The following is a 26,760-nucleotide window of genomic DNA, read 5'->3' as shown; positions in this document are numbered from 1 at the left end:
TGCCGACGAAAGGGCAGGTGGATGAGCTACTCCGTGGGGCAGGTCGCGGCCTTCGCCGGGGTGACCGTGCGGACACTGCATCACTACGACAAGGCGGGCCTGCTGTCGCCCGGCGACCGCAGCCGAGCCGGATACCGGCTCTACGGCGAGGGCGACCTGGTCCGTCTCCAGCAGATCCTCTTCTACCGTGAGCTCGGCTTCCCCCTCGACGAGATCGCCGCGATCTTCAAGGATCCGGAGGTGGATCACCTGGAACGGCTCCGGGCCCGGCAGCGGCAGTTGCATGAGGAGATCGCCAGGCTGCAGCGGCTGGCCGAAGTGGCGGAACGGGCGATCGAGGTCCAGAAGACCGGGGTGTCCCTGACCTCGCAGGAACGCTTCGAGGTCTTCGGCGAGGTCACCTTCGACCTGAGCTACGCCACCGAGGCGGAGCTGAAACGGTCGCGATCGGAGGGGCAGCGCGAGTCCATGGCACGCGCCGCCGCGCACACCAAGGAGGACTGGCGCCGGCTCATGGGCGAGGCCGCCGCCTGGCGCGCGGAGCTGCTGGAGGTCTTCGACGAGGGGGAGCCGAGCGACGGCGAACGGGCCATGGACCTCGCCGAGGAACACCGCCTTCACATCGCGCGCTGGTTCACCGCCTGCCCGCCCGACATGCATCGGCGGATCGCGGACGACTTCGTCACCGACCCACGCGCATTCGCGCTGGTCGTACCGCCGTCGCAGCAGCGCCCGGGTCTGGCCGCCTACACGCGCGAGGCGGTCCACGCCAACGCCGCCCGGCACGCGGGCACCACCCCCGTCTTAGAGGAGGAACGATGAGGATCATGATCGCCGCGGCCGGATCGCGCGGCGACGTCGCCCCGTACACGGGCCTGGGCGCCGAACTGAGCAGAGCCGGACACGACGTCGTCCTCGCCGCCACCGGCACCTTCGCCCCGCTCGTACGCGACGCGGGACTGGAATTCCGCAGCCTGCCCACCGACACGGGGACCCGGGGCGGCGGCACGGGCAGACGCGAACTGATGCGGACCGCCGCCGCGTTCGTCACCGAGCTGGGCCGGGGGTTCGCCGACGCGGTGGACAACGGCGCGGACCTGCTCCTGCTGTCGGCCACCACCGCCCCGCTCGGCTGGCACCTCACCGAGGCAACGGGCACACCGAGCATCGGCGTCTACCTCCAGCCCACCGCGCCGACCGGGGACTTCCCACCCGTCGTCACGGGCTCCCGCTCACTGGGCCGCCTCGCCAACCGGGCGACGGGACGCTTCGCCCTGCGCATGGCCGACCGCGTCTACGAACCGGCGGTCGCACAACTGCGCAGGCACCTGTCGCTTCCCCCGGTCTCCCCTTCCGAGATGCGGCGACGCCAGGAACGGGCGAACTGGCCCGTCCTGCACGGCTTCAGCACGGCCCTGGTGTCACGCCCCTCCGACTGGCGCTCAGGACTGCAGGTCGCCGGCAACTGGTGGCCCCATCACGCCGCGACCGAACGCCTTCCCGCCGAGATCGAGGACTTCCTGAGCGCGGGCCCCAAGCCCGTCCTCGTCGGCTTCGGGAGCATGGCGTCCGGCGACGGGGCACGGCTGAGCGAGATCGCCGTGCGCGCCCTGGGCCGCGCCGGGCTGCGGGGCATCCTCCAGGCCGGCAGCGCCGGGCTCGCCGCCGAGGGGGACGACGTACTCACCATCGGGGACGTGCCGCACGCACTGCTCTTTCCCCGGCTGGCCGCGGTGGTCCACCACGGCGGGGCCGGCACCTCGGCCGCCGCGCTGCGCGCCGGAGTACCCGCGGTCACCGTGCCGGTGACCGCGGACCAGCCGTTCTGGGCGGCGCGACTCGCCGCCCTCGGCGCCGCCACCGACCCCATCCCCTTCCGGTCACTCACCGCGGAACGGCTCGCCGACTCACTCGGCCGGACAGTGCAGCAGCAGGCGTACAGCCGGGCCGCCGCACGTGCGGCGAAGCACATGGCGAGCGAGGACGGAGCAGGCCGGACACTCCGGACCATCCGGCAACTGACCGACGGATGACGCCGATTCCGCGCGGTGTCCGCGGCCGGTCCGCTGCCGTCCGACAGCGGCTCCGACACAGCCGGCCCGCTGCGCACTCCGACGCACTCCGCGGTGTGTACGGGCACAAGCTCCGGTGTGTACGCGCACAAGCCGACGCTGGGGTCGGTGGTGAACCGTGTACCGCGACCCGGTCCGCCGTGCGGGCCGGTGCGGGGGCGGCCCGCACGGCCGGCTCAGCTGTAGGGCCCCCACCGGCGTGCCAGGGTGTCGTACACGTACCTGGGCAGGCCCGTGATGGCGCTGGTGCGGAACGGGCGGCCGCCGTCGTCGATGCGTACGGTGCCGGTGCGGCCCTGGGAGGACCAGTCCAGCTCGAGGTACCAGCGGCAGTCGCACGCGCTGGTCCCGGCCGTGATCAGGAGCACCTCGGGGTCCTTCGCCGAGACGCGGTAGGGCATGCGCACGGCCGGGATCGGTGTGCCGGCGTCGTTCCCGGCGACCGCGCGGGCGATGGGGCGGTCCTTGTCCAGGTCCACCGCGAAGGACCGGGGAGTGATCGAGCCGCCGCAGCCCTGGTCCATGGCGTAGGCGTTGCCCTCGGCCGGTGCCGTACGGCCGACCACGCGCACGCGCAGCGCCTCCAGCACGACGGCCGTGTCACTGCGCCCCTGCACCGACAGCTGCACGAGGGTCTCGCCGCCGTGCACCGCGTTCTGCGTCGCCGCCCAGGGTGCCGCGTCCTGCGGGGCGGGAGGAGGGGGAACCTGGCCGGGCGGCTTGGCGATGACGTAGTCGTGACCGCAACCGAGCTTCCAGGCGTGGGAACTGACGGACCAGGCGAGCGGAGGTCCGGCGGGCTGTTCGCTGTGCGGCGGGGCGGATGTCGCGCCGGGGGAGGGAGAGGTGCCCGGCTTCGTCCCCGGGGCGGTGGCGGAGCCCGAAGGCCGCTCGGAGGTGCCGGGGGTGGGAGCGCCGCTCGGGCTGGGCGAGGCGCTCCGCCGCTCGGCTGCACCGGACTCCGTCGCACGGGCCGCCGTGGGGCGGGCGAGCCGCGCGGGGCCGTCGGCGGACGTCGGCCCCTCGTCGGGCAGCACGGACAGGGCCACGAGCGTGGCGAGCGCCGCGCCGACGGAGGCCAGGGCGACCACGAGCCGGCCACGGCCGTGCCGCAGGCGGCTCGGCAGCCGGGGAGCAGGCGCCAGGGGCGGCCCGGGCGCCGGGTCCGCTCCGTTGCCCGGGCTGCCGGTGACCTTCGGCGCGGTGTCAGGGGCGGCGCCCGGGCCGCCGTCGGCCGCTCGTGCCGTGCCCGGTCCGGGGACGTCCGCCGCCGCTGTGCCCGGCTCGTGGGCCGCCCCGTCCACGGCGTTCGCGGCCGCCGCGCCGGGGGCCCCCGCCTGTGCCCCCGCCGTACGAGGCCGGTGACGGGCCGCCACCGCCCGGAGCCAACGGTGGTGGAGTTCCAGGCGCTGCTCCGGCGTCGCCCCGCACAGCGCCGCGAAGCGTTCCGCGGGCGCGAAGTCGAGCGGCACCGCGTCGCCCGCGCAGTAGCGGTGCAGCGTCGAGGTGTTCATGCCCAGACGGCGGGCCAGCGAGCCGTAACTGCGGTCCGTGCGCTCCTTCAGCGCCCGCAGCAGCGCCGCGAACTCGGCCACGTCGTCGATGCCGTCGCCGTCCTCCTGTGCCGACACAGGTCCCACCCCGTCCTCGTACGACCTCGTCCGGCCCGGGACGTATCCCAGGCACCCCATGTACCTGCACGTCAGATGGGCTGGGATGGTTCCATGGCGGCCGACCGGCCGTCCGCTGTTGCGTCGGGCCGCCGTGACCGCCGATGCTTTCGGTGCCGCACCGGCCAGGACCGGGCCCGACCGGCCCGCCACGGCCTCCACGTCCACGCGTCATCCACGGGGGAACATCCATGTCCTTGCGCATTCCGGTGAGCGCGCTCACCGCGCTCACCGCCGCCGCGCTCACGGCCGGCACCGTCCTCATGGCTCCGGCCGCCGGCGCCGCACCGAAGGCCGCCGCGCCCACGTTCCTGTCCGCGTCCCAACTGCCGCCGCACCCGACGTCCTCCTGGACCGCCGGGCCGGTCACCGACGGGTTCCCGGAGGAACTCGGCCTCTGTGTGAGCACGGAGGGCGTGCCCTCCTTCGACTACCGCTACCGGCAGTTCCGGACCGACCTGGACACCGGCGCCGTGCAGTTGACCGTCGTGGCCGGTACGGCCGCTCAGGCGAAGGCCCTGGCGAAGCACTACGACGACCTGATCCGCACCTGCGCCGACCGCATCGAGGAGTCCACGCCCGACGTCGAGGCCGAGGGCCGCGACTACGGCACGCTCGCGGTCGAGGAGGGGGCCCGGGTCCGGGGCCTGCACACCGAGACGTCCTGGGGCGCCACCGACATCTCCCTGTTCTCGGTCGGGAGGGACGGCAGGACCGTCACCGTCGTCGAGTGGGGGCAGATGGGCGACTTCACCGACGCGCCCGTGGCCGCCTTCAAGAAGACCACCACCACGGCCGTCGCCAAGCTCTACTGACCGGTCGGCCACCTCGAAGGACCGGGGCCGTCCTCCCCCCACGGGGGTGGGGAGGACGGCCCCTCTCGGTCGTCCGCCGGCCACGAGGCGCGAACGGAGTGCGTGTCGTGGCCCGTGCCGCCGCCCCGGTCGGCGAGGATTCCGTCCGGGCCGGTCGAGGCGAGGAGAGGACCACGGAGGGTATGCGGCGCGGGGGTCTCCCGCCGGGGTCGCGGCGGTACGCGCAGACCTGGGCGGCGCGGTTGCTGACCTTCTCCGCCGGCGCCGTCAACGCCTGGGGCTTCCTCTCCCTGGGCGGGGTCTTCACCAGCGTGGTCACCGCCAACTCGGCGCTGATCGGGGTCGGTCTGGGCGGCGGAGACCGGACACTCGGCGGCCTGGCCGCAGTCGCGGTCGTCTGCTACGTGCTCGGTGCGGCGGCAGCCGCCTGGACGGCAGGCCGCGCCCGGCTCGGCGGACGCTCGCGGCCGGCCGACTTCATGCTTCTCGAACTCCTCCTGCTGTGGGCGGCCGTGGCGTGGTGGCTCGCCGTGGACGGAGGCCCCTCGGGCGGTGGCCGCACGGTGATGCTGGGGACGGTGGCGGCCGCGATGGGCTGCCAGAACACCGGCGTGCGTGTCTCGATGGGCGCGCACGCGCCGACCGCTTACCTGACGGGGCTGTTGACCGGCGCCGTGAGCGACGCGGTGACGGCCCGGCGCATCCGGTGGAGCGTCCTCGTCACGATGGTGCTCCTGATCCTCGGCGCGGCCGCCGCCACCCTCGTCGAGCGCCTGCTGCCCGCCGCCGCCCCGCTGCTCCCGGCGCTGCTGGTGACGGCGGCATGGCTCGTCGTGCCCGCCCGTACGAGGACCCGGCAGGAGGCCTGACGCGCCGCACCCAGCCTCCGTCCCGGAGCCGGGGAACCCGGCCGTCAGACCGGGCGGCCGACCGGAACGTCGTCGGGTAGCGGGGCGTCACGCGCGCGCCGCCCACACGAGCCCGCGGCGGACGATCGCCGCCGTCTGCGGTACCCGGAGGTCCGCGACGCGGTGGCCGAGGGTGCAGACGAAGACCCGCCCCGCTCCCCAGCGGCGCGTCCACACCACGGGGAACTCGACGGGGCCGTCCCACGGGTCCGTGGCCTCCGGGGTGAGCACGGACGTGGCGAGGACGGTGTTGAGTGAGTCCGTCAGCACCCAGTAGTGCTCGGTCTCCACGTCGTAGTCCGCGATGCCCTCGGTGATCGTCCCGTCCCGGTCCGGCGCGGCGGCGATCCGTACGGTGAACTCCTGGAAGCCCTCCGGGTGCCACAGGAAGCGGCCCCCGACCATCCGCAGGTAGCGGGGGTCGGCGACGTTCGTGGCGACCACGCCGCCGTGCCAGCCGGCGAAGCCGGTGCCCGCCTCGACGGCGTCGACCAGGTTCGCCTCCTGCTCCGCCGTCAGCCCGCCCTCCGACCAGGAGTGCACGACGAGGTCCGTGGCGGCGAGCACCTCCGCGTCCTCGTACACCGCCAGGTCCTCGGCGACCGCGATCTCGAACCCCGCACGCTCCAGTGCGGGCATCACCTCCTCGGTGCAGCCGACCGGGTCGTGGCCCTCCCATCCGCCGCGGACCACCAGGGCTTTGCGCGTCCTCATGTGGGGCTCCCTCCTCGAAGCATCCTCAACGTGCCCATCACGGGCCGCCGGTACCCCCGACACGTTCGCGTCGAGCGACGACCACGGCAGGGGCGGCGTCGTGAGCGGTGCTAGGGAAGGGCGACGGCCGTCCTGGGATTGGTGGCCAGCCGCAGGCCGACCCCCACGAGGGCCCAGCCGAGCCGGGTACGAAGGTGCCGGGGTTTCCGGGCCGCCGCGACGAGACCGTACGCGTCGGCTTCGGCACGGAGTTCGGCAGTGCGGACATGGTGCAGGGCGAGGTGCGTCTCGGGATGCATCAGGCTGTGCCTTTCACTTCCGTGGTGAGGGGGAACGCATGGGTGTGGATGCGTACCTGGGCGGTGTCGGTGTCGTCCTCGTCGGCGGCCCGGTCGCGGTAGGTGTCGACGAGCGCGTGCATCTTCTCGACGAGTTCCAGGGTCAGTTCGGGCGTCAGCCGCAGCGTCGCGCTGCTCATGTCCCAGGCACGGTTCCATTCCTCCGGCCATGCCGGGCGGTTGCCGAGCCAGGTCGACAGGTCCCGGGCCTGGGTGGTGGCGACCTCGTGGATGTACAGGTCGGCAGCACCGCGCACGTCCGGGCGGGCGTCCGTGAGCAGGGCGTCGTCGAAGCGCAGGCCGGTGTGGACCGCCTTCCACCAGCGCTCCCGGCCCTTGCCGCGCTCGGGGGCGTCTTCGATGAAACCGTGGAGGGCGAGCTGCCGCAGGTGGTAACTGGTCGCACCACTCGACTCGCCCAGCTTCCCGGCGAGTTGGGACGCGGTGGCGGGGCCGCCGAAGCGCAGGGCGTCCAGCAGCTGCATGCGCAGGGGATGTGCGAGCCCACGCAGGGATCGGGCATCGAGATTGCGGACGGGTGAGTCCTGGGGCTCGTTCATGCCTACAAAGATAGCGTTGCAAAGAAGTACTTGCAACGGAGTCTTTGCATCAAGTTCTCCGGAAGGGCCGGCGGTCTCGGCGGTTGCGCCCCGCGCCCCTCACCGGACGGGGCGGCCGCGCAGGTCGGCCCGCCACGCCACCCCCGAGCGACGGGACGACCTGCTGCACGAGGAGTCGATCCCGCCGGCCGGCTGAGGCGGCGGCACCGGCCGATGCCGGTCAGCGCACGATGCGCCAGCGGTTGTCGGCCGTACCGTCGTCCGCGTCCTGGACGACGAAGGCGCCGACCGCGGGGGAGCCGTTTCGGACCGCGAGCAGCTTCCCGCTGTGGGCGTTGCGGATCGTGCAGGTCCCGTCGCCCAGGTCGTGGACCGTCCACCGGTGGTCGGCGGTGCCGTTGTCCGTCCACTGCAGCACGGTGGCGCCGTCGGCCGTGGACATGTCGAGCACGCCCAGCACCTTGCCGCTGTGGACGTTGCGCAGACGATGCGTGCCGCCGGCGTCGGGCACCATCTCCCAGTCGTGGTCGGCGGTCCCGGAGTCGGTCCAGAGCAGGGCACGGCCGCCGTCGGCGGTGGACATGTCCTGGATGCCCAGCACCAGACCGCCGGCGGCGTTGGCGATGCGGACGGAGGCGAGGCCACTGGTGTTCCAGTAGACGGTGTAGTTGTGCCCGTGGGCGTCGTGGAAGGGTCCCAGGTCCACAGGGGCGCCGTTCGCGGTGGCGGTGAAGGCGAGCCCGGTGGAACCGGTCGGTCTGATCGAGGCGACGTCCAGTGCGGGGAGGGCGGACAGGGCGGTGTCCCCGTAGTCGCCGGACAGGGTGACCGGACCGTGGGTGACGGCGCCGACGCCCGGGTTGTCGGCTGTCGGCCGTACGACGGTGCGCATCGGCAGGCGGACGGTGACGGTGTCCCCGGAGGCCCAGGCGCGGCTGAGGGTCGCGTAGGTCCCGGGGCCGGCGGCGACGTTCTGCGCGACGCCGTTGACGCTGATGACGGCACCGGTGGTCCAGCCGGGGATGCGGACGCGCATCGCCCAGGTGCCGCCCGCGTCGCCGGTGACCCGCAGCGTCGTGGTGTCGCTCGCCGGGTACGCGGTGGTCTGCGTGACGGTGATGCCGCGCCGGGTCCAGGTGAGGACCGAGGGGACGAACAGGTTCACGGTCAGGGTGGTGCCGCCGTCGTGGAAGTAGACGGAGTCCATCAGCCGTGTGTGCATCTCCAGTCCGGTGCCCTGGCAGCACCAGAAGGTGGTGTAGTCGGTGCTCCAGGTGCCGCCGCCCCACGCCGGGCCGACACCCCGCCGGCCGCCTGGCCTCAGCGGGGTGAAGTAGGTGACGTGGCCGTGCGGGTCGGCCGGGTTCTGCTGGCCGATCATGTGGTTGAGCCACGCCTGCTCGTAGTAGTCGAACAGTGCCGCCCGGTCCGGTGTCAGCGCGAACAGTTCCCGGGTGAGACCGAGCATGTTGACGGTGTTGCAGCTCTCGCAGGTGTCGTTCGCGAGGTGCGCGGCGATGGCGTTCGGGGCACGGAAGTGTTCCGCCTGGCTGTTGCCGCCGATGGCGTAGGTGTGGGTGGTGACGCACATGTTCCAGGCGTTGGTGGCGATGTCCCGGTAACGCGTGCTGCCGGTGGCCTTGTACGCGCGCACCGCACCGATCCACTTCGGCACCTGGGTGTTGGCGTGCAGTCCGGACAGCCGGTCCTGGCCGGCCGCCAGCGGGTCGAACACCGCGGCGTGGTCGAACCGCTGGGCCACGGCGAGCCAGCGCGTGTCACCGGTCTGCTGGCACAGATCGGTCAGGACGGCGTTCATACCGCCGAACTCCGTGCCCAGGACGGCCTGCATCCGGGTGGTGCCCAGCGGGCCGGTGCGCCGGTCGACCCAGCCCGCGAGGGCGAGCAGTACGTCACGGGCCTGCGTGCTGCCGAGGAGCCGCCACACGGCCAGCAGGCCGGCGAGCGTCTTGTGGACCGTGTAGTACGGCACGTTGCCGTTGCTCAGCGTCCCGGACTCCAGAGCGGTGAAGTCCGACTCGGGGTAGCCGGAGAGGTATCCGGCACCGAAGCCCGCGGCGCCGTTGTTGGCCTGGCACTTGGCCAGCTCGGCCACCATGTACAGGGCCTTGTCCCGGCAGGCGGTGTCCCCGGTCACGGCGTACGCCTGCGCCCAGGCGGTCAGGAAGTGCCCCTGCACGTGGCTGCGGAAGGGGAAGTCGGGGGCCTCCCAGCCGCCGGTCGCGGGGGCACCGTTGGTGGACAGGCGGTGGTTGGCGCGGAAGTTGTACAGCAGCCGGTCGACATCGACGAACCGCAGATACGCTTGGGTGCGGTTCTGGTTGTCCAGCCACCTGCTCGAGGTCAGCCTGACCTGGCCGAGGTCGAAGGGAAACACCTGGGCCCCGATGTCGGCCCGGGCCGGCGGGAGGGCCGCTCCGTGGGCGGGGGAGCCGCCGGAGAGTGGACCGACGGCGCTCGCGGCGGCCGTCGTCCCGGCGAGCTGGAGGATGCGCCTTCTGCTGAGGGGAGCGGGCATGAGACCACCTTTGCGTTCCGTGAAGGGGCAGGACGGTTGGAAGGACCCCTGCTGTTCGCTATGTCGAACGCTGTTCGTGAAATCGTCGAGACCCTAGTGGCGACGCCGACGGACCGTCAATGCGTTCGGCGGGGACAGCCCTGCCGGCGCCCCGTCCGCGGCGGCCGGCGCAGGTGGCCGGAACCCGGGCGGACCCGTCAGCCGGCCCTCCTGGCCGGGGACAACGACCCCAGGGCGGCGAACCGCGCGCCCCCGGCCCCAAGCGCGGTCGCCGTACCGCGGTCATCACCGTCACCCGCGCCCGGCGCCGACCGAAGGGGCGGAACCTACGCTCCGACGTCGGCGCGTGAGCTGAAGCTGCGACGGTAGTGGGCGGGTGAGACGCCGAAGGTGGATCTCATGTGCGCCCGCAGGGAGTTGGCCGAGCCGAAACCGGACCGGTGGGCGACCAGGTCGACGGACAGGTCGGTCGTCTCCAGCAGTTGCCTCGCCAGCTCCAGGCGCTGGGCGGTGAGCCACTGCACCGGCGTCATGCCGACCTCGTCGCGGAACCGGCGGCTGAAGGAGCGCAGGCTCATCCTGGCGTGCCCGGCGAGCCGCGCCACGGACAACGGTTCCCCGAGGTGTTCCAGCGCCCAGGCGCGCGTGTCGGTGGTGCCGGCCACGGTGGGGTCCGGGATGGGACGGTCGATGTACTGCGCCTGCCCCCCGTCCCGCCAGGGCGGCACGACGCACATGCGGGCGGCCCGGTTCGCGGCGGCGGCCCCGTGGTCCTTGCGGATCATGTGCAGACACAGGTCGACCCCGGCGGCCACGCCCGCGGAGGTCAGCACGTCACCGTCGTCGACGAACAGGACGTCCTCGTCGACCTTCACCCGGGGATAGGCGCGACGGAACTCGGGCGTCAGGTTCCAGTGCGTGGTGGCGGGCCGCCCGTCGAGCAGTCCGGCCGCCGCGAGCACGTACGAGCCGGAACAGATGGACACCAGCCGCGCACCGGGCCGGATGCCCGCGATCGCGGCCGTGACCTCGGGCGGCAGCGGACCCCCGCGGCCCAGCTCGGGCATGGCGTGCGTGGGCGGGACGATCACGGTGTCCGCCTCCGCGAGAGCCGCGGCACCGGCGGCCGGCTGTACGGCGAAACCCGCGTCGCTCAGGACGGGACCGCCGTCGGCGGTGCAGACGGTGACCTCGTACAGCGCACGGCCCTCGTCGTCCAGCGCGCTGCCGAAGACGCGGGACGGGATGCCCAGCTCGAAGGGCGGGACCCCGGGCAGGGCCAGCACCGCGATCCGGTGCGGCCCGTCCCCGCCGTCCCGCGCTGCCGGGACCGCCGTCCGCCGTGCGTCGCTCACCATGGCCGAATCCTGTCACACAGTGGCCGTACGGCCAACACTGTTCGGGGTCCGGACCGGCGATCGTGAACTGCGGCGCCGGGAAGCACCCGGCGCCACTCCGATCGATACGAAGGACGAAGAGACATGCGTGCGGTGGTCGTGGAGCGGTGGGGCGGACCCGAGGAACTCGTCGAGCGCGAGGTCGAGCGCCCGGAACCCGGACTGAACGAGGTCCTGGTGCGCGTGCACGCGGCAGGCGTGAACCCCGTCGACTGGAAGACCCGCGCCTCCGGCTCCCTCATCGGCTGGGACGCCGTACCGGCGGTCGGCTGGGACGTGTCCGGCACGGTGGAGGCGGTCGGCCCCGGTGTCGGCCTGTTCCGCCCCGGCGACGAGGTCTTCGGGATGCCGAGGTTCCCCCGCCAGGCAGGGGCGTACGCCGAGTACGTCGTGGCGCCGGCCCGGCACCTGGCGCGCAAACCGGCCGGTCTGACGCACACGGAGGCGGCGGCGCTGCCGCTCGCCGGACTGACCGCCTGGCAGGCCCTCGTCGACACCGCGGACGTCCGGCCCGGCGAGCGGGTCCTCGTGCACGCGGCGGCCGGAGGCGTCGGACACCTGGCGGTGCAGATCGCGAAGGCGCGTGGCGCGTACGTCATCGGCACGGCCGGTGCCGCCAAGCACGCCCTGGTGCGGGAGCTGGGCGCGGACGAGATGATCGACTACCGCTCGGTGCGGTTCGAGGACGCCGTGTCCGACGTCGACGTGGTGCTGGACGGGATCGGCGGCGGGACGGCGGAGCGGTCGATCGGCGTCCTGCGCGACGGCGGCCGCCTCATCACGCTGCCCGGCCCCGACGACGTCCCGGCCGCTCCCGACGGAGTGCTGGCGACGTGGATGCTGGTCGAACCGGACCACCACGGTCTGCGGGAGATCGCCGCGCTCGTCGAACGGGGCGCGGTGCGGCCGGTCGTCGAGACGGCCCTCCCGCTGGCCGAGGCCGCCAAGGCGCACGAGATCGGCGAGCAGGGCCGGACCACCGGCAAGATCGTGCTCACGGTGGCCTGAGGGCCGGGTGCGGGTCGTCTGTCGGCGGCGGGCGCGATCTGTCACCGATCTGTCGGTGGTGAGTGCGATCTGTCGCCGATCCGTCGGGGATCTGTCGCCGGCCGGTGCGACCTTGGGCGAGTCGGTGCTCCGCCCGAGAGCACCCCGTCCGCCAGCGCAAGGAGTCTGCCATCGTGACCTCCGCATCCCGGAACCGACCGTGGGACGTTCACCGGCTGCCGTCCGCCGAGGGGAGGAATTTCCTCGTCACCGGGGGCAACGCCGGCATCGGCTACTTCGTCGCGGAGCAGCTCGCCACCACCGGTGCCCTCGTCGTCATCGGCAGCCGTGACCCTGCGAAGGCCGACAGGGCCATGGCGTCGATCCGCTCGCGCGTTCCGGGCGCGCGGGTGCGGCACCTGAGACTGGACCTCGCCGACCTGTCGTCCCTCAGAGGCGCAGTGAGCGCGCTGGACGTGGACGGTCTCGACGCGGTGGTCCACAACGCGGGTGTCGCGCTCGACGACCCGCCCCGCCGGCGGACCGCCGACGGCCACGAGCTGATGTTCGCCACCAACCATCTCGGCCACTACGCGTTGACCCAGTGGTTGGCGCCTCTCCTGGCCGCGGCGCCGGCGGGCCGGATCGTGACGGTGGGGAGCTTCGCGGCGCGGTCCGAACGGCTGGACCTCGACGACCTGCAGTCGGCCCGCGACTACCGGCCCAAGCGCACCTACGGCCGGTCGAAGCTGGCACAGATGAGCTTCGGCTTCGAACTCGACCGCCGGCTTCGTGCGGTCGGCAGCCCGGTGCTCAGTGTGGTGGCCCACCCCGGCGGCGCGCTGGACTCCCTCACCCCGTCCCGTCCACAGGTCAGCGAGACCACCCCCGGCGAGCGGCTACGCGGCCTGCCCTCCGCGCTCGTGGTGCAGGGCAAGTACGCCGGGGCGTGGCCCCTCGTCCGTGCCGTCCTCGACCCCGCCGTGCGCGGCGGGCAGCTGTGGGGCCCCAGGGTTTTCGGACTGCGCGGCAAACCGCGGCGAGAGCCCGTTCCCGCGCACATGGCCGACCCGGCCGTCGCGGCGCGCCTGTGGGCCGCCAGCGGAGAACTGACCGGCGCGGATCCGCACCTCGGCTTCCGGTAGACGCGGACGGGCCCCGGGCGGGCTCGCGGGGGAGCGGCCGGTGTCGCTCCGGCTCTCCGGCAACCCCGGACACGGTGCCGGACCGGTGCCGTGAGCCGGTGCGTCGATGTGGCTAGTGTGAGCGGCATGAGCGAACACTCGGAACGTTCCGTCGTCGTCGAACGCACCGGCAGCGGCCGCTTCGTGGCCACCAACGCACGCGGCGGATCGATCAGTTTCGGCACGGCCTCGGACGACGACCAGGGCACCGCGTTCACCCCCGTCGAGCTGTTCCTGGCCGCGATCGGCGGCTGCACGGCCGTCGACGTCGACGTCGCCACCGGCCGTCACGCCGAGCCCGCCGGGTTCTCCGTGACGGTGAGGGGGGACAAGGTCAGCGACGACCAGGGCAACCGCATGACGAACCTGGAGGTCGCCTTCACCGTGGCCTTCCCGGAGGGTGAGGGAGCGGAGCGCGCCCGGGCGATCCTGCCCCGTGCGGTCAAGGCCTCGCACGACAGCCTCTGCACCGTGAGCAGGACCGTCGAGATCGGCACGCCGGTGACCACCACCGTCACCGAAGCCTGACCCCGCGACGCCCGCGCACTCGATCTCACCACCCCCTTTCGCCCCATACTGGAGTAAATGTGACGAAAGTAGGACGGGACGAGTTCGCGGAGGCGCAGCGATGCAGCACCACGCCGAGGACGACGAGGACCGCACGACGGACACGGGCCCCACGCAGGAGCCGGAGCCCTACGACGACGTGGTCTACGACGACGGGATCGACGACGGGGCCGAGCCGGTCGAGGAAGGCGGGGCGGTGGACGAGGCCGCGTCGGTCGCCGAGGAGCACGGCCCCGACGTCTTCCTGGACGTTCCCCAGCTCAAGGTCGACGAGCTCCACCTCGACGTGGAGGATCTGCGGGCCCGGGTGTCCCTCCAGGCCGAGGTGCTCGACCTGCTCAAGCTGAACGTGGGCGCCGACGTGGCGCTCGGCCAGGTCCACCTCGACATCGCCGGAGTCGAGGCACAGGCCCGGCTCAAGGTGCGGCTGGACAACGTCGCGTTGATCATCAACCGGGTGCTCACCACGCTCGACCGCAACCCGCAGATCCTGGAGGACCTGGCCCGCGGTGTCGGATCTGCCGTGCACGACGTGGGCCGCGGCGCCGGGAAGGCCGTGCGGGACGTCGGCGAGGGAGCCGGTTCGGCGGTAGAGGACGTCGGGGAGGGAGCCGGCTCGGCGGTCGAGGGCATCGGCGGCACTGCCGCAGACGCCGTGGGAGAGGTCGCGCGGGGTGCGGGCGATGCCGCCGGGAACGTCGGGGAGCACACGGGGAAGGCCGTCGGTGACGTCGGCGGAGCGGCAGCCCGGATCGGCGACGGCGACGGCGAGGACGAGGGCGACGTGGCTGCGGAGACCGGGCGGGCTGCCGTGCGCGGCGTGCGACGCACGCCCAAGGATGCCGGAGCGAGAGAGGCGAAGCAGGAGACCGGCCGGCGTTCCGCCACCCGGCGGCGCCGTGCAGCGGACGACGAGTCGGGAGCGACCCGGCCCGTCCGGCGCCGTGCGGACGAGGGGCGCGGAGAGCCGCCGTGAACGGGCGCGTCACCGCCTCGAACCGCGGCTGACCCCGATGGCGACCCTGCGGACACGGGGCCGGCCATCAGCTTCGACGCGGTCGTGAGCGGCGACCGTCTGAAGTTCGAGCAGGCACCACGGACCCGGGTGTCCTTCCCCGGCGCCGGAGGCCGCGCGTCGGAGTCCCGCTCCGAGCGGACCAACCTTCCGCACCGTGTGACCCCGGGGCGGGACTACCGCGACGTGACCGTGAGGTACCGCCTCGCCACGGACGTGCCCGACCACCGGCCGTAGGGCCCGCGGAGGACCCCCACCCGCCCGCTACGGTCCGACGGGAGCGCCGTCGGGGCGGCGGCAGGTGCTGACGGCCTGGGTGTGCAGGTGTTCCAGGGCGTCGAGGACGACGGTGCGCCAGTGCCAGGAGAGCCAGCGGCCCACGTCGGTTCCCGTCTGCTGCAGCGCGGCGAGTTGGGCACGGGTGAAGCCGCTGCTGGGGCGTTCGTGGTGGGAGGAGATCATGCCCAGCACCTGGCCGTTGGCGTTGGCCAAGGGGAGGCTGTGGGCGGCCCGGCTGCCTGTCTGGAGGATGGCGTGCCGAGAGGCCTCGTCGAAGACGGCCGCGGTTCCCACGTCCCGCACCGTGACCTGGCGGCGGGCGGAAGCCGCCTGTGCGCACGAGGTGGTGGGGGCGTCGACGAAGGCGAAGAAGTCGGTGAAGTACTCGTTCAGCCCGGTGTGCCGGGCCAGGTGAAGCCGGCCGCTCTCCGCGAGCTGAACATTGCCCATGGGCGTCTGCGTGATCGTCAGTACACGGTGCAGTGCCGCCTTGAGCACGGCTCCCTGATTGTGTCGCGCGCTTCCTTCCGGACGGAGCCAGGGCAGGCGGGGAGGGTGGGAACGGGCCCGACCGGGAAACCAGGCCGTCGCTTCCGGGTCCGGCGCCGGAGTGCGGACGACCGCGTCGGCGAGTGTGTGGAGCTTGATGTTGGACTGCTGCGACGCGGTCTTCAGGAGCGCGAACGCCTCCTCGGAGCCCTGCAGACGGTACCGCCCGGCAAGGATGCCCTGGGCGCGGGCGACACCGGCGTGCCCCAACTGCCGGTTGCGCAGGTCGAGCTGCTCCTGCGCCCAGCGCGGATCCTTCGGGCTCTCTCCGGAGCCGGACGGCGGCGTCGGGGTGGTTTCTCCACTCGGGTACTGGGACAGCGGGGCCATGGAAAAGCTCCAATGCGGTACGGCAGGCGACGCGAGCAACCGCGACCGCCGTCCTCCGGGCCGGCCGCGAGCAGCACCTGCTTCCCAAGCACTGCGACCGACCCTAACCAGAACCGGCTCGTCCGGTGCAACCCAACCGGTTCCCAAATGCGAGTCATCGCGCAGTCATCACCGTCTCGCCGCACGACACGTCGGGGGCGACGAGCCGGCGGCGCGACGAGCGGGCGGTGCGTCACGTCGGCGGTCCGCCACGAGGTGACCGGCCCTCGGCGCGGTCATCGGCGAGCGCCTGTGCCCCGCGAGGTCGACGCATGTGCTGGCCGGGGCGACTCGTCGGTGAGCCGGTTGTTGCGGTCGATCTCCGACATGTGTGTCTCGGCCCACTCCCGCAGGACGGAGAGCGGTCCTTCGAGGGACAGGCCGAGGCCGGTGAGCCGGTAGTGGACGGCGGGCGGCACGGTGGGCTCCACACGGCGCTCGACCAGGCCGTCGCGCGCCAGGCTCTGCAAGGTGACGGACAACATCTTCTGCGAGATGCCCGGGACACGGCGCCGCAGCTCCGCGAAACGGAGCTCGCCCGGAGCCTCCTCGGCCAGCACCTTGACCGTCATCGACGTCCACTTGGTGCCGATGCGGTCGAGCAGCCGGCGGGTCGGGCAGTGCGGGTCCAGCAGGTCTCCGCGCTCACCGGGCCGCTGGTCGCTTCCGCCCCGCCTGGACGTGGTCACCTCGGGCTCACCACCTGAAGGGAAAGTGCCGTCTTGGGAGGACCACTCTAGTTCCCTACCGTTTCCTGGTCACCATTCCTCACCCGGTCATCATTTCTCACCGACCCCTTTCTCAACTCACCTTCCTCACCGCACCCCTTGGAGCACTCCATGTCCGAGCTGTGCCGCATCCCCGCCAACGGTGTCGAACTCAACGTCGCCCTCGCCGGATCGGGCCCGGCCGTTCTGCTGCTGCACGGCTTCCCGCACACCTGGGAGCTGTGGACGGACGTCATGGCCGACCTGTCCGGGCGCCACCTCGTCATCGCGCCGGACCTGCGCGGATTCGGCGCGAGCAGCCGGGCCGCCTCCGGGTACGACGCGGGCACCCTTGCCGAGGACGCCGAGGCGCTGCTGAGCACGCTCGGGGTGTCCTCGGCCGCGGTGGTGGGCATCGACGCGGGCACCGCACCTGCCTTCCTCCTCGCCCTGCGCCGCCCCGGTCTCGTCCGTCGCCTGGTGGTCATGGAGTCCCTGCTGGGCGGGCTGCCCGGCGCCGAGGACTTCCTCGCCGACGGGCCGCCGTGGTGGTTCGGCTTCCACTCCGCCGCGTCCGGCCTCGCCGAGACCGTGCTGGAGGGCCACGAGGCCGCCTACGTCGACTGGTTTCTGCACACGGGCACCCTCGGCGACGGGGTGCGCCCCGCGCTCCGCGACGCCTTCGTCCGCGCGTACACCGGCCGTCAGGCGTTGAGCCGCGCGTTCTCGTACTACCGGGCCCTGCCGGAGAGCGCGGCGCAGATCGAGCGCGCGGTCGCCGCCGCCCGCCTGACGGTGCCGACGATGGCGGTGGGCGCCCGGCCCGTCGGCGCCGCGCTGGAACGCCAGCTCCGTCCGGTCACCGACGATCTCACCGGACACGTCATCGAGGACTGCGGCCACATCATCCCCCTGCACCGGCCGCGCGCCCTGCTCGCGCTGCTGCGTCCGTTCGTGGCCGCAGAGTCCGCAGAGGCCTCGAAGGCGGCATGACCGGGTCCCGGCGGCACCTGCCCCCGGGCTTGAGACCCGCGCGGTAGTCCTCGAGCATCGTGGGTACGGAGCGCGTCCTCCATCTGCATGTCGACGTGTCGACGTATTGATGTGACGGTCAATCACCCGGAATAGAGGCAGGGGTGAGAACGGTCCAGGCGGGTAGTCACCGGGCGGGCCGGGGGAGGACGCAGAACCTGGGGAGGTCGACGCGTCCTCTCCCGTCGCACGCTGCCGGGAGAAGAACGCTCAGTCGATACAGAATTCGTTGCCCTCGATGTCCAGCATGGGGATGCACGACTCGTTCTCCTCGTCGGCGTACAGCGTCTGCACGTGGGTGGCGCCGAGCGCGACCAGCCGGGCGCACTCGGCTTCGAGTGCGGCGAGGCGTTCGTTCCCCACGAGCCCGGTGCCGACCCGGACGTCGAGATGTACGCGGTTCTTGACGGTCTTGCCTTCGGGCACGCGCTGGAAGTACAGACGTGGGCCCACCCCCGAGGGATCGCTGCAGGCGAACGACGACCCCTGCTTCTCCGGAGGCTGGGAGCGGTTGAACTCGTCCCAGGTGGCGAACCCCTCCGGTGGCGGCGGTACGACGTACCCCAGTACTTCGCACCAGAAGCGAGCGACGCGCTCGGGGTCCGCGCAGTCGAAGGTGACTTGGAACTTCTTGATCGCTGACATCGGCGCACCGTACCGCGTACCGGAAGGGTGCTGCCGTTCAATTCCCCGCAGGCGCCGCGGCAGCCGGATGAACGCGGCCGCCTACCGTCGCCGGGCCCGCCCGGACGGGCAGACCGGGAAGTTGAAGGCGGACGAGCACGCCGCGACGCAGCTGTGGCGCGGGAGGAGCGGGGGTCAGATGCCGCGCTCGTCGGCGATCTTCTTCAGCTGGGTGATCGTGTTCATCGCGTTGGGCCACCCGGCGTAGAACGCGAGGTGGGTGATCGCCTCGGACAGCTCCTCCACACTCAGGCCGTTGTCCAGAGCCACACCCAGGTGGAACTCCACCTGCTCGGTGCGATACAGGGCGGCCAGCACGCTGACGGTGACCAGGCTGCGGTCCCGAGGCGACAGCCCCGGCCGCTCCCACACGTCGGCGAACATCACTCGGTCCTGAGCCGGCGGCGACAGCCGCTCCGGTCAAGCGGAGCGCCCCTCGACCACGGCCACCGCCCGGTTGTCGCGGGCACGGCTCGACACTCAGCCGGCGGGGCGGTCCGCGGCCAGGGTGCCGTCCCCGGTGGCGGCGAGGGAGGAGAGCAGGCGCAGCCCCTCTTCGGAAGGGCTGCCGGGCTCTGCCGCGTAGACGGTCATGTGGAGACCGGGGTCGGCGGCGAGGTCGAGCGATTCGTAAGCGAGGACGAGTTCGCCGACGGACGGGTGGTGGAACCGCTTCGTGCCGGTGCCGTGCCGGCGGACGTTGTGAGCACCCCAGCGGGTGCGGAACTCCTCGGACCGGGTGGACAGCTCACCGACGAGGTCGTGCAGGTCCTTGTCGTACGGGTTGCGGCCGGCCTGCGCGTGCAGCATCGCGACGGCCATGTCGGCGAACAGCTCCCAGTCCGGGTAGAAGCGGCGTGAGGCCGGGGCCAGGAACTGGAAGCGGGCCAGGTTCCGCCGGCTGGCCGCGTCGGCGAGCAGCTCGGCGTAGAAGGCGCGGGCGAGGGCGTTCGAGGCAAGGATGTCCAGCCGGCCGTTGCACACGACCGCGGGCCCGGCGGTGATCGCGTCCAGCGTCCACTGCAGGCTGCGGTGGACCTGCTGCCGGCTCGTCGTGTGCCGGCGCCGGGGACGGGTGAGGACGTCGGTGCCGTCGGCGGCCTGCGCCAGGTTCAGCAGATGGGCGCGTTCGGCGTCGTCGAGCTGGAGCACGCGGGCGACGGCCTCGAGGACGGCGGGGGAGACACCGGCGAGATGGCCGCGCTCCAGCTTGGCGTAGTACTCCACGCTCATGTCGGCCAGGGCCGCGACCTCGCTCCGGCGCAACCCGGGCACGCGCCGGCGGGAGCCCGAGGGCAGGCCGGCCCGCTCCGGGGTGATCTTCGCTCGCCGCGAGGTGAGGAACTCGCGGACCTCCTCACGGTTGTCCATGTCTTCGACGGTACGACCCGCCCGGCGGGAAAGGCATGCACTGCCGGTACACCCCTCACTGGTGACTCGCTGCGCACGGGAAAGGGCGGTTTCCTGGAAACCGGGCAACCCAGGGCGTCCGGCACGCCACCGGTAACGGCGCCGCCCGTCCCGGCGGCCGGCCGCCTCGGCCCGCGGCGCCCGGACGGCACGCCCGGGCCGCCCCCGTCATCGAGTACGACGTGCAAGGAGGCACCCCCATGAGCGGTGCAGTGATCCACGCCCCCGGACCTGTGGCCCTACCGGGGCGCGGAGCCGACCGACCGGCCTCACCCGATGGGGCACGAGTACGTCGGCTTCGACCAAGGAACTGGGCGCCGAGCGGATCATCGCCAGGTCCCGACGCGAGACCCGCCGACGGCTCGCGCGGGAGTTCGGGGCGACCGACATCGTCACCGAACGTGGCGAGGCAGGCGTGACCCGGGTCAAGGAGCTGACCGGCGGGATCGGCGCGGACTCCGTGCCGGAGTGTGTCGGCACGGCACAGGCCATGAGCCAGGCGCTGCACTCGGCCCGGCCGGGCGGCACCGTCGGTTTCGTCGGCGTCCCGCACGAGGTCGCCGTCGACGGTCAGGAGCTGTTCTTCTCGCATGTCGGGCTGCGCGGCGGACCCGCACCCGTGCGCCGCTGCCTCCCCGACCTCATCCACCGCGTCCTGTCCGGCGCGATCGACCCCGGCAAGGTCTTCGACCTCGCCCTCCCGCTGGACCAGGTCGCCGAGGGCTGCAAGGCGATGGACGAGCGCCGCGCCGTCAATACCCTGCTCACGCCCTGACGCACACCCCCACCCACCCCCCCCGACCGCAGGGGCGAGCCACCGGCCCCGCCGGGTGGCTGCCACCCGCCCCGAGACCCGGAACACGGCACCCGGAACCCCCGGATTCACGCAAGCGGAGAAACCCACCGTGCAGATCACCCGAAGCTCCATCAACACCGTCAAGGGCCCCGCCGACTGGTTCACCGGCGACGTCTACATCGACGCCGTCGCCGCGGCCCCCGAGCCCTCCCGCGTCGGCGCCAACCTCGTGCACTTCATGCCCGGCGCCCGGACGCACTGGCACCGCCACCCCCTGAGCCAGACCGTCTTCGTCACCGAAGGCGTCGGCCTGTGCCAGCGCCGCGGCGGACCGGTCGAGGTCATCCGGCCCGGCGACCGCGTCCTGTTCGAAGCCGACGAGGAGCACTGGCACGGTGCGGCACCCCACCGCCTCATGGTCCACCTGGCCATCAACGAGGCGGACGCCGACCACGACGTCGTGCACTGGCTGACCCCCGTCACCGACGAGGAGTACGCAGCCGCTCCCGCCACCGACTGAGACCCGACGCCACCCGCCCCGACAGGGAGAGCACCGATCACCGCGTCGACGCCCACGCCGTCGACGCACCGGCCGGGCACGGGCACTCGCCCGGTCCGCGCCGCCAAGAAGGGATTCCATGCAGTACGCACATCTCGGCCGCAGCGGTCTGAAGGTCAGCCGTCTTGCGCTCGGCACCATGAACTTCGGGGACGCCACCGACGAGGCCGCCGCTTTCGCGATCATGGAAGCCGCGGTGGACGCGGGTATCAATCTGTTCGACACCGCGGACGTCTACGGCGGCCCGCAGAGCCCCGGCATGAAGCAGGGCTACGGCCTGTCCGAGGAGATCATCGGACGCTGGCTCAGCCGGGGCGGCGGACGCCGCGACAAGATCGTGCTCGCCACGAAGCTGTACCAGCCGATGGGCCTCGGCCCGAACGACAAGTACCTGTCCGCCTACAAGATCCGCCGGGCCGCCGAGGCGAGCCTGCGCCGCCTGCGGACCGACCACATCGACCTGTACCAGATGCACCACGTCGACCGGTCGACGCCGTGGGAGGAGATCTGGCAGGCGATGGAACAGCTGGTCCGCGAGGGCAAAATCACCTATGTGGGTAGCAGCAACTTCGCCGGCTGGCAGATCGCGACCGCCCAGAGCGAGGCCCGCGCCCGCAACTTCCTGGGTCTGGTCTCCGAGCAGAGCCTGTACAACCTCACCGCCCGCACCATCGAACTCGAAGTCGTCCCCGCCCTGCGCCACCACGGGATCGGGCTGATCCCGTGGAGCCCGCTGGGCGGTGGCCTGCTCGGCGGTGTCCTGAAGAAGAGCGAGAACGGGCGCCGGGTCTCGGCGCAGACGCGGCAGACCGTCGAACGCCACCGGCCCCGACTGGAGGCGTACGAGACGCTGTGTGCCGACATCGGCGCGGAGCCCGCGGACGTGGCCTTGGCGTGGCTGCTGCACAACCCGGTCCTCACCTCCGTGCTCACCGGCCCGCGCACCCCCGAACAACTCACCGCCGGCCTTCGGGCGTTCGACGTGCATCTCCCGGACGACGCCCTGAAGCGGCTCGACGAGATCTGGCCCGGCCCCGGCGGTGAGGCACCCGAGGCCTACGCCTGGTAGTCCGCACCGGTCGCAGTGGCGAGGTCCGCGGCGAGGGCGTGCAACCACACCTCCAGGTCGACCAGGAGGGACAGCGCGGCCGTCGACGTCGCGGACGGGACGGCCGGAGGCAGCGGCGCGATGCGGACCCTGACCCCCCGCGCGGGCAGACCGGCCGCCTCCAGCGAGGCGGTCGCCACCTGCCGCGCGGCCGTCTGCGCCCACTGCCGCGCACCGGGCGGAAGACCGGGCGCGCCCTGAGCGGGGGGCAACCAGTAGGCGGCGGTCAGGACCCGGGAGCCGTAGTTCAGCGCGGCGAGCCAGTCCGGGCCGTCGTCGTCCGCCTGGCGGACGGGCTCCGTACGCAACTGCGCATAGGCGGCCTCCGCGATACGCAGGCGGTGCAGGGCGGGCGCCGCGGAGCCGATCGTGGGCCGCTCGGCGGTGTCGGCGGGCACGCCGGCGCCGGGGTCGGCCACCGCGTCGGCGGTGTCCCGCACCACGGGCGCGGTGGCCCGCAGCAGCGCCGCCCCACTGCGCCGCATCTCGCTGCGCGCACCGGCCGGCCACGCCAGGAGCCCGCACACCAGCCCGATCGCGCTGCCGGTCAGCACGTCCACCAGCCGTGCCTCCTCCAGCCGCCAGGTCACCGGAGCGATCTGGGCGAACGCCGTCGACACCACCAGGGTGAACAACCCCTGCGCCCACGCGGGCCCGCCGGCGGGCCCCACCGCGAAGGCGATCACCATCATCGGCACCAGCAGCGCGGCGTAGACCGCGGTCGCGTCACCCGCCCCGATGACGAGCGCGCCCGCGAGCGCCGCGCCGCACAGGGTTCCCGCGGCCGCCGACCGCACGGCCGACCAGGTGCCGACCGCCGTCGTCCGCGCCAGGGTGAGCACGCTCAGCAGCACCCAGAAACCGTGCGACAGGTCGAGCGACCCGGCCACCAGACGGGCGAGGGCGAGCCCCAGGGCCGTACGGACAGCGTTCTGGAACAGGACGGAACGAGCGGTCAGGTTGCCGTGGATCCGCGTGAGCCACAGGCGCACCGCCGGCACCCTCGCGTACCAGAACTGCTCGTGCGGAAGCCCGGGCACCGCATGGTCGCCGCCCGCCGCGAGGTCCACGGCGGTGCGCACCGTCACCGCTGACACCGCCACCGTCAGCAGCGTCGACCGGCGCCGCAGGAGCGCGTACGGACGGTCGTCACGGCCCCGCGGCTCGTCGCCCCGCTCTTCCAGGAACCGCGCCGTCATCTCCTCGATCAGCTCGGCGCCGCGCCCCGGCCTGCCGTCACGCAGCACCCCCGCGGCGTCGGAGCAGGCCGCCGCGATACCGCGGAGCAGGCTCTGCGAAGCTGTGTCGGCGGGAGCCGGCGCCAGTTCACCGAGGGCGGCCAGCTGGTCCAGGAGCCGGCGAGTGGCCGAACCCGCGTGCGCCAGGGCCCGGTCGGTCCGTCCGGCGCCGGTCGGCCGCCCGCCGTGGGGCTGCCGGGAGAAGCGCAGCTCCCTGCCGGTCGTCCGCAGGCGACGGGCCGTACCGTCGTCCATGGTTCTGGTCCGCAACAGCAGCCTGGCCCCGTGCGCCGCCAGGTCCAGGGCGTCCGCGACCCGCGCGGCGTACGCCGGTCGTACCGGCGGCGGGAACAGCAGCAGCTCGCCCAGCAGCAGCGCCGTCGCGCCCAGGGCCAGGCCGCCCAGCCGTTCGGGCAGGGTGGCGGGGGCGTACGGCGGAAAGCAGGCCAGGATGTAGCAGAGCTGCAGCCCGGGGACGACAGCCGCGAGCCGCGGGGCGCACGCCGCGCCGAACGTCAGGGCGAGGGTGACGAGGAGCATGCCGACGGCCGCCGCCCACGTGGCCACCGCCAGGGCGGTGCCGAGGGCGACCAGAGCGGCGGCGGCCGGCGCGGCGCGCAGCACACTTCCCGCGCAGCGGCGCCCGGAACCCGGCAGCGGGGACAGGACACCGAAGGCGATGGGTGTGAACAGGGCGTACAGCGCGACGACCGGCCGGTCCATGACGTACGCCGCCGGATAGAACCCGGCGGCCGACGCGAGGGAGACCCGTACCGCGCGCCCGCTCCCGCCGAACGACTCGGCGGGCGACGGCAGCTTCGGCATCGGCGTCCCTCCCTGGCGGTCCACCGGCACCGCTCCTCGACCACGCACTCCGCGGACGCCACATCTTGCCGAGCCCTCCCGCCCGGCGTCCGTCGCCGCACCCTCGGGGCACCGCACACTCGCCCGACCGGCGCAGCACCGACGAACCCGACCGTCCGGTCATGTCACCAGTCGACGTGCGTCTCGATCCAGCGGTCCAGCGCCGCGGTGTCGTCCGCGGGCGGCAACTCGGGGGCCAGGCCGAGGGGAGAGGCGGCGAGCTGCAGATGGGTGAGGTAACCGTACGGGCCGTTGTCCGCGTGTGGGCCCACGATCACGGCCTCGGTGTCGGTCCGCCAGATCCGGTGAGGCATCGCCGGGCCCGTCACCACGGCCGCGTCGCTGGTGACCGTCCGTTCGGCTGGGGATCCGAGATGGGCGGTGACGGCGTCCGCCGCACGGTCGAGTACCTCGACGCACGCCTCCACCGTGCTCGGGCGCCGGACGGTCCAGCCCGGAGCCCGACCCCAGTCGTCCACGAGTTCGCCCAGCCAGGACAGGTTGGCGAGGTCCTCGTCGTCCGGGTCGAGGGGACAGAGCTCCCCGAACGCGAGGAAGCGTCGCGCTGCCGGATCCGCGGACGGGGAGTTGCCCTCGGTGCACAGCAGATGCCCGAAGCCCGTGCGGTAGGCGTCGGTGAGGCAATCGTGCTCCCGACTCCAGCCCCGTGCGCGCACGGCGGCGTCGAGCACGTCGAACTCCTCACCTGACACCGGTTGTCGAGGCAGGGCGAGGAACTCCGCCACGGCGGCCGGAGACAGGGAGCACTGGGCCAGTGCGTGCACAGGGGCAGGCATGGGGCCAGGCTAGGAGGTGCCCCCAGGGACAGGGCGGCGAGCCCCGACCGGGACAGTGGGCACGCACGGGCGGGTGATCGGCGTGGCACCGGTGGCGGCGAGCGACAGCTCCCAGAGCCGGGCGGCCTCCACGGGGTCGACGGCGTACGTGCGCACGCCGCCGTCGTCCATGGGGGTGCCGGGTGCGGAGACGCGAGCGACGTCGCAGTCCTCCAGGTAGAGCCCGCCGCGGCCGTCGAGCAGCGGTGAGGTGGCGGCCCACAGGCCGGTGGCTGCCCCCTGGGAGGGGGTTTTGAAGTCCGCGCCGACCACATGGCCGTGCTCGTCCACCCACCCGCGCTCGATCTGCTCCTCGAGTGACATCTCACGCTGGAGACCCGTGATGATCTTTCCGGGGTGGAGGCTGAACGCCCGGACTCCGTCGCCCTGCCCGAGGGCGTCGAGATGCACGGCGAACAGGGCGTTGGCGGTCTTGGCCTGGCCGTAGGCCAGCCACCGGTCGTAGCCGGTGCGGAAGTGCGGATCGTGCCAGCGGATACCGGTCAGGGTGTGTCCGGCGGAGCTGTTCACCACGACACGCGCACCGTCTGCCGCGGCCAGGAGCGCATAGAGCTCGCAGGCGAGGACGAAGTGCCCGAAGTGGTTGGCGGTGAGCTGGCCTTCCCAGCCCGGTCCGACGCGCCGCTCCGGGGTGGCCATGACGCCGGCGACAGCCATGAGGAGGTCGAGCCGTTCGAGCCGGTCGCCGATGTGCGCGGCGGCCGAGCGGACGCTGTCGAGGTCGGCCAGGTCCATGGGGACGACCTCGCTGCCCTTCACCTCCTCCAGAGCGGCCCGGGCGACGTGTGGGCGGCGAGCCGGAACGACGACCCGGGCTCCGGCGGCGGTCAGGGCCCGGGTGGTTTCCAGGCCGAGCCCGGAGTAGCCCCCGGTCACCACGGCGGTCGTGCCGGAGAGGTCATGGCCGGCCACGACGTCCTCGGCGGTGGCGGCAGCGGAGAAGGGCGAGCCGAGCGGCTTCTGATCGGTAGCGGTCATGCCGAGGACGCTACGATCTAGAGCGAGGTCTAGATCAAGTCCAGGGGTGAGCGGCATGACGACCACCGGAGCTGCCGCGCAGCCGCTGAGCATCGGAGCGGTCGCCGAGCGGACCGGCCTGAGCGTGCACGCCCTGCGCTTCTACGAGCGCGAGGGCCTGCTCGTCGGCCCGGTCCGGCGTACGTCGGGCGGCCGACGGCGCTACACCTCCGTCGATGTCGACTGGCTGCTGATCTGTGTCAAGCTCCGCGAATCCGGTATGCCGCTCGCCGACCTCAAGCACTTCGCCGAGCTGGTACGCCGCGGACCGGGCAACGAGGCGGAACGCCTGCGCCTGCTCGACGCCCATCGGCAGCGCGTCGACGCACAGATCCGGGCTCTGGAGGAGTGCCGATCCGTCATCGCCTGGAAGGTCGGCGTCTACGCCGAGCGCCTCGCCGACGGCGAAGCCGGCGGGCTCTGGGACCCCACAGCCTGAGACACACGCGGACAGCCGCGCCGTGGTGGCGGCGGCCGGCCGCGGCACGACGATGTCCGTGAACCGCCAGCAGAGTCCTGCCATGC

Annotated in this window: 26 protein-coding genes and 2 pseudogenes; 14 read left to right on the top strand and 14 right to left on the bottom strand. The window is 73.0% G+C overall.

Features of this window, described 5'->3' with window-relative positions:
• Window positions 1-21: 21 nt before the first annotated feature.
• Together EV562_RS00600 and EV562_RS00595 are read left to right on the top strand one after the other, a co-directional pair.
• A complete protein-coding gene (locus EV562_RS00600; protein ID WP_133884630.1) occupies window positions 22-822 on the top strand; it encodes a MerR family transcriptional regulator in 801 nt (266 codons plus the stop codon).
• Entirely contained in the window at window positions 819-2,033 is a 1,215-nt protein-coding gene (locus EV562_RS00595) for a nucleotide disphospho-sugar-binding domain-containing protein (RefSeq protein ID WP_133884629.1), read from the top strand. Before EV562_RS00600 ends, EV562_RS00595 begins: the two co-directional genes overlap by 4 nt.
• A 215-nt stretch (window positions 2,034-2,248) precedes the next feature.
• Here EV562_RS00595 and EV562_RS00585 read toward each other — a convergent pair whose 3' ends face one another.
• Window positions 2,249-3,763, bottom strand: a complete 1,515-nt coding sequence (locus EV562_RS00585; protein ID WP_133884627.1) for a helix-turn-helix transcriptional regulator — start codon at window positions 3,761-3,763, stop codon at window positions 2,249-2,251.
• A 170-nt stretch (window positions 3,764-3,933) separates the two neighbouring features.
• Here EV562_RS00585 and EV562_RS00580 point away from each other — a divergent pair, with 170 nt between their 5' ends.
• The gene (locus EV562_RS00580; RefSeq protein WP_133884626.1) at window positions 3,934-4,557 is read left to right on the top strand and encodes a hypothetical protein; all 624 of its coding nucleotides are present in this window, start codon (window positions 3,934-3,936) and stop codon (window positions 4,555-4,557) included.
• Between the two features lie 182 nt (window positions 4,558-4,739).
• On the top strand, window positions 4,740-5,426 hold the full coding sequence (locus tag EV562_RS00575; RefSeq protein WP_133884625.1) for a YoaK family protein: 687 nt from the start codon (window positions 4,740-4,742) through the stop codon (window positions 5,424-5,426).
• An 87-nt stretch (window positions 5,427-5,513) separates the two neighbouring features.
• Here the strand turns inward: EV562_RS00575 and EV562_RS00570 are convergent, their stop codons facing one another.
• The 5 genes from EV562_RS00570 to EV562_RS00550 form a co-directional block, all read right to left on the bottom strand.
• Window positions 5,514-6,179, bottom strand: a complete 666-nt coding sequence (locus EV562_RS00570) for a ThuA domain-containing protein (RefSeq protein ID WP_133884624.1) — start codon at window positions 6,177-6,179, stop codon at window positions 5,514-5,516.
• Window positions 6,180-6,289: 110 nt separating this feature from the next.
• Window positions 6,290-6,478 (bottom strand): hypothetical protein, encoded by a 189-nt coding sequence (locus EV562_RS00565; protein WP_133884623.1) that lies wholly within the window; start codon window positions 6,476-6,478, stop codon window positions 6,290-6,292.
• Complete coding sequence (locus EV562_RS00560) at window positions 6,478-7,077, bottom strand: helix-turn-helix domain-containing protein (protein WP_133884622.1); 600 nt, start codon at window positions 7,075-7,077, stop codon at window positions 6,478-6,480. The genes EV562_RS00565 and EV562_RS00560 overlap by 1 nt, the downstream gene beginning before the upstream one ends.
• Before the next feature lie 220 nt (window positions 7,078-7,297).
• Window positions 7,298-9,616 carry a beta-L-arabinofuranosidase domain-containing protein gene (locus EV562_RS00555; RefSeq protein ID WP_133884621.1) on the bottom strand — a complete coding sequence of 773 codons (2,319 nt, stop codon included), beginning with the start codon at window positions 9,614-9,616 and terminating at the stop codon, window positions 7,298-7,300.
• Window positions 9,617-9,942: 326 nt separating this feature from the next.
• A complete protein-coding gene (locus EV562_RS00550; protein WP_133884620.1) occupies window positions 9,943-10,974 on the bottom strand; it encodes a helix-turn-helix domain-containing protein in 1,032 nt (343 codons plus the stop codon).
• Window positions 10,975-11,097: 123 nt separating this feature from the next.
• Here EV562_RS00550 and EV562_RS00545 point away from each other — a divergent pair, with 123 nt between their 5' ends.
• The 5 genes from EV562_RS00545 (at window position 11,098) to EV562_RS00525 (ending at window position 15,003) form a co-directional block, all read left to right on the top strand.
• Window positions 11,098-12,021 (top strand): NADP-dependent oxidoreductase, encoded by a 924-nt coding sequence (locus EV562_RS00545; protein ID WP_133884619.1) that lies wholly within the window; start codon window positions 11,098-11,100, stop codon window positions 12,019-12,021.
• Window positions 12,022-12,194: 173 nt separating this feature from the next.
• Window positions 12,195-13,145: an SDR family NAD(P)-dependent oxidoreductase gene (locus EV562_RS00540; RefSeq protein WP_133884618.1), complete on the top strand. Its 951-nt coding sequence runs from the start codon at window positions 12,195-12,197 to the stop codon at window positions 13,143-13,145.
• A gap of 126 nt (window positions 13,146-13,271) precedes the next feature.
• Window positions 13,272-13,712 carry an OsmC family protein gene (locus EV562_RS00535; protein ID WP_133884617.1) on the top strand — a complete coding sequence of 147 codons (441 nt, stop codon included), beginning with the start codon at window positions 13,272-13,274 and terminating at the stop codon, window positions 13,710-13,712.
• A 100-nt stretch (window positions 13,713-13,812) separates the two neighbouring features.
• Window positions 13,813-14,727 carry a hypothetical protein gene (locus tag EV562_RS35300; protein WP_208298260.1) on the top strand — a complete coding sequence of 305 codons (915 nt, stop codon included), beginning with the start codon at window positions 13,813-13,815 and terminating at the stop codon, window positions 14,725-14,727.
• Between the two features lie 84 nt (window positions 14,728-14,811).
• Entirely contained in the window at window positions 14,812-15,003 is a 192-nt protein-coding gene (locus EV562_RS00525) for a hypothetical protein (protein ID WP_133884616.1), read from the top strand.
• Window positions 15,004-15,030: 27 nt separating this feature from the next.
• Here EV562_RS00525 and EV562_RS00520 read toward each other — a convergent pair whose 3' ends face one another.
• Window positions 15,031-15,924, bottom strand: a complete 894-nt coding sequence (locus EV562_RS00520; RefSeq protein ID WP_133884615.1) for an ANTAR domain-containing protein — start codon at window positions 15,922-15,924, stop codon at window positions 15,031-15,033.
• Between the two features lie 275 nt (window positions 15,925-16,199).
• On the bottom strand, window positions 16,200-16,652 hold the full coding sequence (locus EV562_RS00515; RefSeq protein WP_133884614.1) for a helix-turn-helix domain-containing protein: 453 nt from the start codon (window positions 16,650-16,652) through the stop codon (window positions 16,200-16,202).
• A 150-nt stretch (window positions 16,653-16,802) separates the two neighbouring features.
• Here EV562_RS00515 and EV562_RS00510 point away from each other — a divergent pair, with 150 nt between their 5' ends.
• The gene (locus EV562_RS00510) at window positions 16,803-17,663 is read left to right on the top strand and encodes an alpha/beta hydrolase (protein ID WP_133884613.1); all 861 of its coding nucleotides are present in this window, start codon (window positions 16,803-16,805) and stop codon (window positions 17,661-17,663) included.
• A 249-nt stretch (window positions 17,664-17,912) separates the two neighbouring features.
• On the opposite strand, the gene EV562_RS00505 is transcribed toward EV562_RS00510, so the two are convergent.
• From EV562_RS00505 to EV562_RS00495, 3 genes and pseudogenes are all read right to left on the bottom strand, one after another.
• Window positions 17,913-18,347, bottom strand: a complete 435-nt coding sequence (locus EV562_RS00505; RefSeq protein ID WP_133884612.1) for a VOC family protein — start codon at window positions 18,345-18,347, stop codon at window positions 17,913-17,915.
• A gap of 174 nt (window positions 18,348-18,521) precedes the next feature.
• Window positions 18,522-18,773: pseudogene (locus tag EV562_RS00500) on the bottom strand (carboxymuconolactone decarboxylase family protein); the annotation flags it as partial.
• A 93-nt stretch (window positions 18,774-18,866) separates the two neighbouring features.
• Window positions 18,867-19,757 carry a helix-turn-helix transcriptional regulator gene (locus EV562_RS00495; protein WP_133884610.1) on the bottom strand — a complete coding sequence of 297 codons (891 nt, stop codon included), beginning with the start codon at window positions 19,755-19,757 and terminating at the stop codon, window positions 18,867-18,869.
• A 337-nt stretch (window positions 19,758-20,094) separates the two neighbouring features.
• Here EV562_RS00495 and EV562_RS00490 point away from each other — a divergent pair.
• The 3 genes and pseudogenes from EV562_RS00490 to EV562_RS00480 all read left to right on the top strand — a co-directional run.
• A pseudogene (locus EV562_RS00490) lies at window positions 20,095-20,571 on the top strand (zinc-binding dehydrogenase); the annotation flags it as partial.
• Between the two features lie 130 nt (window positions 20,572-20,701).
• Window positions 20,702-21,112 carry a cupin domain-containing protein gene (locus EV562_RS00485; protein WP_133884609.1) on the top strand — a complete coding sequence of 137 codons (411 nt, stop codon included), beginning with the start codon at window positions 20,702-20,704 and terminating at the stop codon, window positions 21,110-21,112.
• 118 nt (window positions 21,113-21,230) lie between these two features.
• The gene (locus tag EV562_RS00480; protein ID WP_133884608.1) at window positions 21,231-22,220 is read left to right on the top strand and encodes an aldo/keto reductase; all 990 of its coding nucleotides are present in this window, start codon (window positions 21,231-21,233) and stop codon (window positions 22,218-22,220) included.
• Here the strand turns inward: EV562_RS00480 and EV562_RS00475 are convergent.
• From EV562_RS00475 to EV562_RS00465, 3 genes are all read right to left on the bottom strand, one after another.
• On the bottom strand, window positions 22,208-24,322 hold the full coding sequence (locus tag EV562_RS00475; RefSeq protein ID WP_133884607.1) for an FUSC family protein: 2,115 nt from the start codon (window positions 24,320-24,322) through the stop codon (window positions 22,208-22,210). The genes EV562_RS00480 and EV562_RS00475 overlap by 13 nt on opposite strands.
• 164 nt (window positions 24,323-24,486) lie before the next feature.
• A complete protein-coding gene (locus EV562_RS35395; RefSeq protein WP_243859938.1) occupies window positions 24,487-25,158 on the bottom strand; it encodes a hypothetical protein in 672 nt (223 codons plus the stop codon).
• A gap of 9 nt (window positions 25,159-25,167) precedes the next feature.
• Window positions 25,168-26,196, bottom strand: coding sequence for an SDR family NAD(P)-dependent oxidoreductase (locus EV562_RS00465; RefSeq protein ID WP_133884606.1), 1,029 nt, complete (start codon window positions 26,194-26,196; stop codon window positions 25,168-25,170).
• 55 nt (window positions 26,197-26,251) lie between these two features.
• Between EV562_RS00465 and EV562_RS00460 the strand changes: the two genes are divergently transcribed.
• Window positions 26,252-26,674: a MerR family transcriptional regulator gene (locus EV562_RS00460; RefSeq protein WP_133884605.1), complete on the top strand. Its 423-nt coding sequence runs from the start codon at window positions 26,252-26,254 to the stop codon at window positions 26,672-26,674.
• Window positions 26,675-26,760: the final 86 nt, after the last annotated feature.

Origin of the sequence: Streptomyces sp. BK208 (genome assembly GCF_004364245.1) — a bacterium.
Classification (GTDB): domain Bacteria; phylum Actinomycetota; class Actinomycetes; order Streptomycetales; family Streptomycetaceae; genus Streptomyces.
This window is presented reverse-complemented; position numbering and strand designations above follow the sequence as displayed.

What these genes read in the sequence shown, in the direction of transcription:
- EV562_RS00600 (WP_133884630.1), top strand. Translation starts at nt 22, where the DNA reads ATGAGCTACTCCGTGGGGCAGGTCGCGGCCTTCGCCGGGGTGACCGTG.
- EV562_RS00595 (WP_133884629.1), top strand. Translation starts at nt 819, where the DNA reads ATGAGGATCATGATCGCCGCGGCCGGATCGCGCGGCGACGTCGCCCCG.
- EV562_RS00585 (WP_133884627.1), bottom strand. Translation starts at nt 3,763, where the DNA reads ATGGGGTGCCTGGGATACGTCCCGGGCCGGACGAGGTCGTACGAGGAC.
- EV562_RS00580 (WP_133884626.1), top strand. Translation starts at nt 3,934, where the DNA reads ATGTCCTTGCGCATTCCGGTGAGCGCGCTCACCGCGCTCACCGCCGCC.
- EV562_RS00575 (WP_133884625.1), top strand. Translation starts at nt 4,740, where the DNA reads ATGCGGCGCGGGGGTCTCCCGCCGGGGTCGCGGCGGTACGCGCAGACC.
- EV562_RS00570 (WP_133884624.1), bottom strand. Translation starts at nt 6,179, where the DNA reads ATGAGGACGCGCAAAGCCCTGGTGGTCCGCGGCGGATGGGAGGGCCAC.
- EV562_RS00565 (WP_133884623.1), bottom strand. Translation starts at nt 6,478, where the DNA reads ATGCATCCCGAGACGCACCTCGCCCTGCACCATGTCCGCACTGCCGAA.
- EV562_RS00560 (WP_133884622.1), bottom strand. Translation starts at nt 7,077, where the DNA reads ATGAACGAGCCCCAGGACTCACCCGTCCGCAATCTCGATGCCCGATCC.
- EV562_RS00555 (WP_133884621.1), bottom strand. Translation starts at nt 9,616, where the DNA reads ATGCCCGCTCCCCTCAGCAGAAGGCGCATCCTCCAGCTCGCCGGGACG.
- EV562_RS00550 (WP_133884620.1), bottom strand. Translation starts at nt 10,974, where the DNA reads ATGGTGAGCGACGCACGGCGGACGGCGGTCCCGGCAGCGCGGGACGGC.
- EV562_RS00545 (WP_133884619.1), top strand. Translation starts at nt 11,098, where the DNA reads ATGCGTGCGGTGGTCGTGGAGCGGTGGGGCGGACCCGAGGAACTCGTC.
- EV562_RS00535 (WP_133884617.1), top strand. Translation starts at nt 13,272, where the DNA reads ATGAGCGAACACTCGGAACGTTCCGTCGTCGTCGAACGCACCGGCAGC.
- EV562_RS35300 (WP_208298260.1), top strand. Translation starts at nt 13,813, where the DNA reads ATGCAGCACCACGCCGAGGACGACGAGGACCGCACGACGGACACGGGC.
- EV562_RS00520 (WP_133884615.1), bottom strand. Translation starts at nt 15,924, where the DNA reads ATGGCCCCGCTGTCCCAGTACCCGAGTGGAGAAACCACCCCGACGCCG.
- EV562_RS00510 (WP_133884613.1), top strand. Translation starts at nt 16,803, where the DNA reads ATGTCCGAGCTGTGCCGCATCCCCGCCAACGGTGTCGAACTCAACGTC.
- EV562_RS00505 (WP_133884612.1), bottom strand. Translation starts at nt 18,347, where the DNA reads ATGTCAGCGATCAAGAAGTTCCAAGTCACCTTCGACTGCGCGGACCCC.
- EV562_RS00495 (WP_133884610.1), bottom strand. Translation starts at nt 19,757, where the DNA reads ATGGACAACCGTGAGGAGGTCCGCGAGTTCCTCACCTCGCGGCGAGCG.
- EV562_RS00480 (WP_133884608.1), top strand. Translation starts at nt 21,231, where the DNA reads ATGCAGTACGCACATCTCGGCCGCAGCGGTCTGAAGGTCAGCCGTCTT.
- EV562_RS00475 (WP_133884607.1), bottom strand. Translation starts at nt 24,322, where the DNA reads ATGCCGAAGCTGCCGTCGCCCGCCGAGTCGTTCGGCGGGAGCGGGCGC.
- EV562_RS35395 (WP_243859938.1), bottom strand. Translation starts at nt 25,158, where the DNA reads ATGCCTGCCCCTGTGCACGCACTGGCCCAGTGCTCCCTGTCTCCGGCC.
- EV562_RS00465 (WP_133884606.1), bottom strand. Translation starts at nt 26,196, where the DNA reads ATGACCGCTACCGATCAGAAGCCGCTCGGCTCGCCCTTCTCCGCTGCC.
- EV562_RS00460 (WP_133884605.1), top strand. Translation starts at nt 26,252, where the DNA reads ATGACGACCACCGGAGCTGCCGCGCAGCCGCTGAGCATCGGAGCGGTC.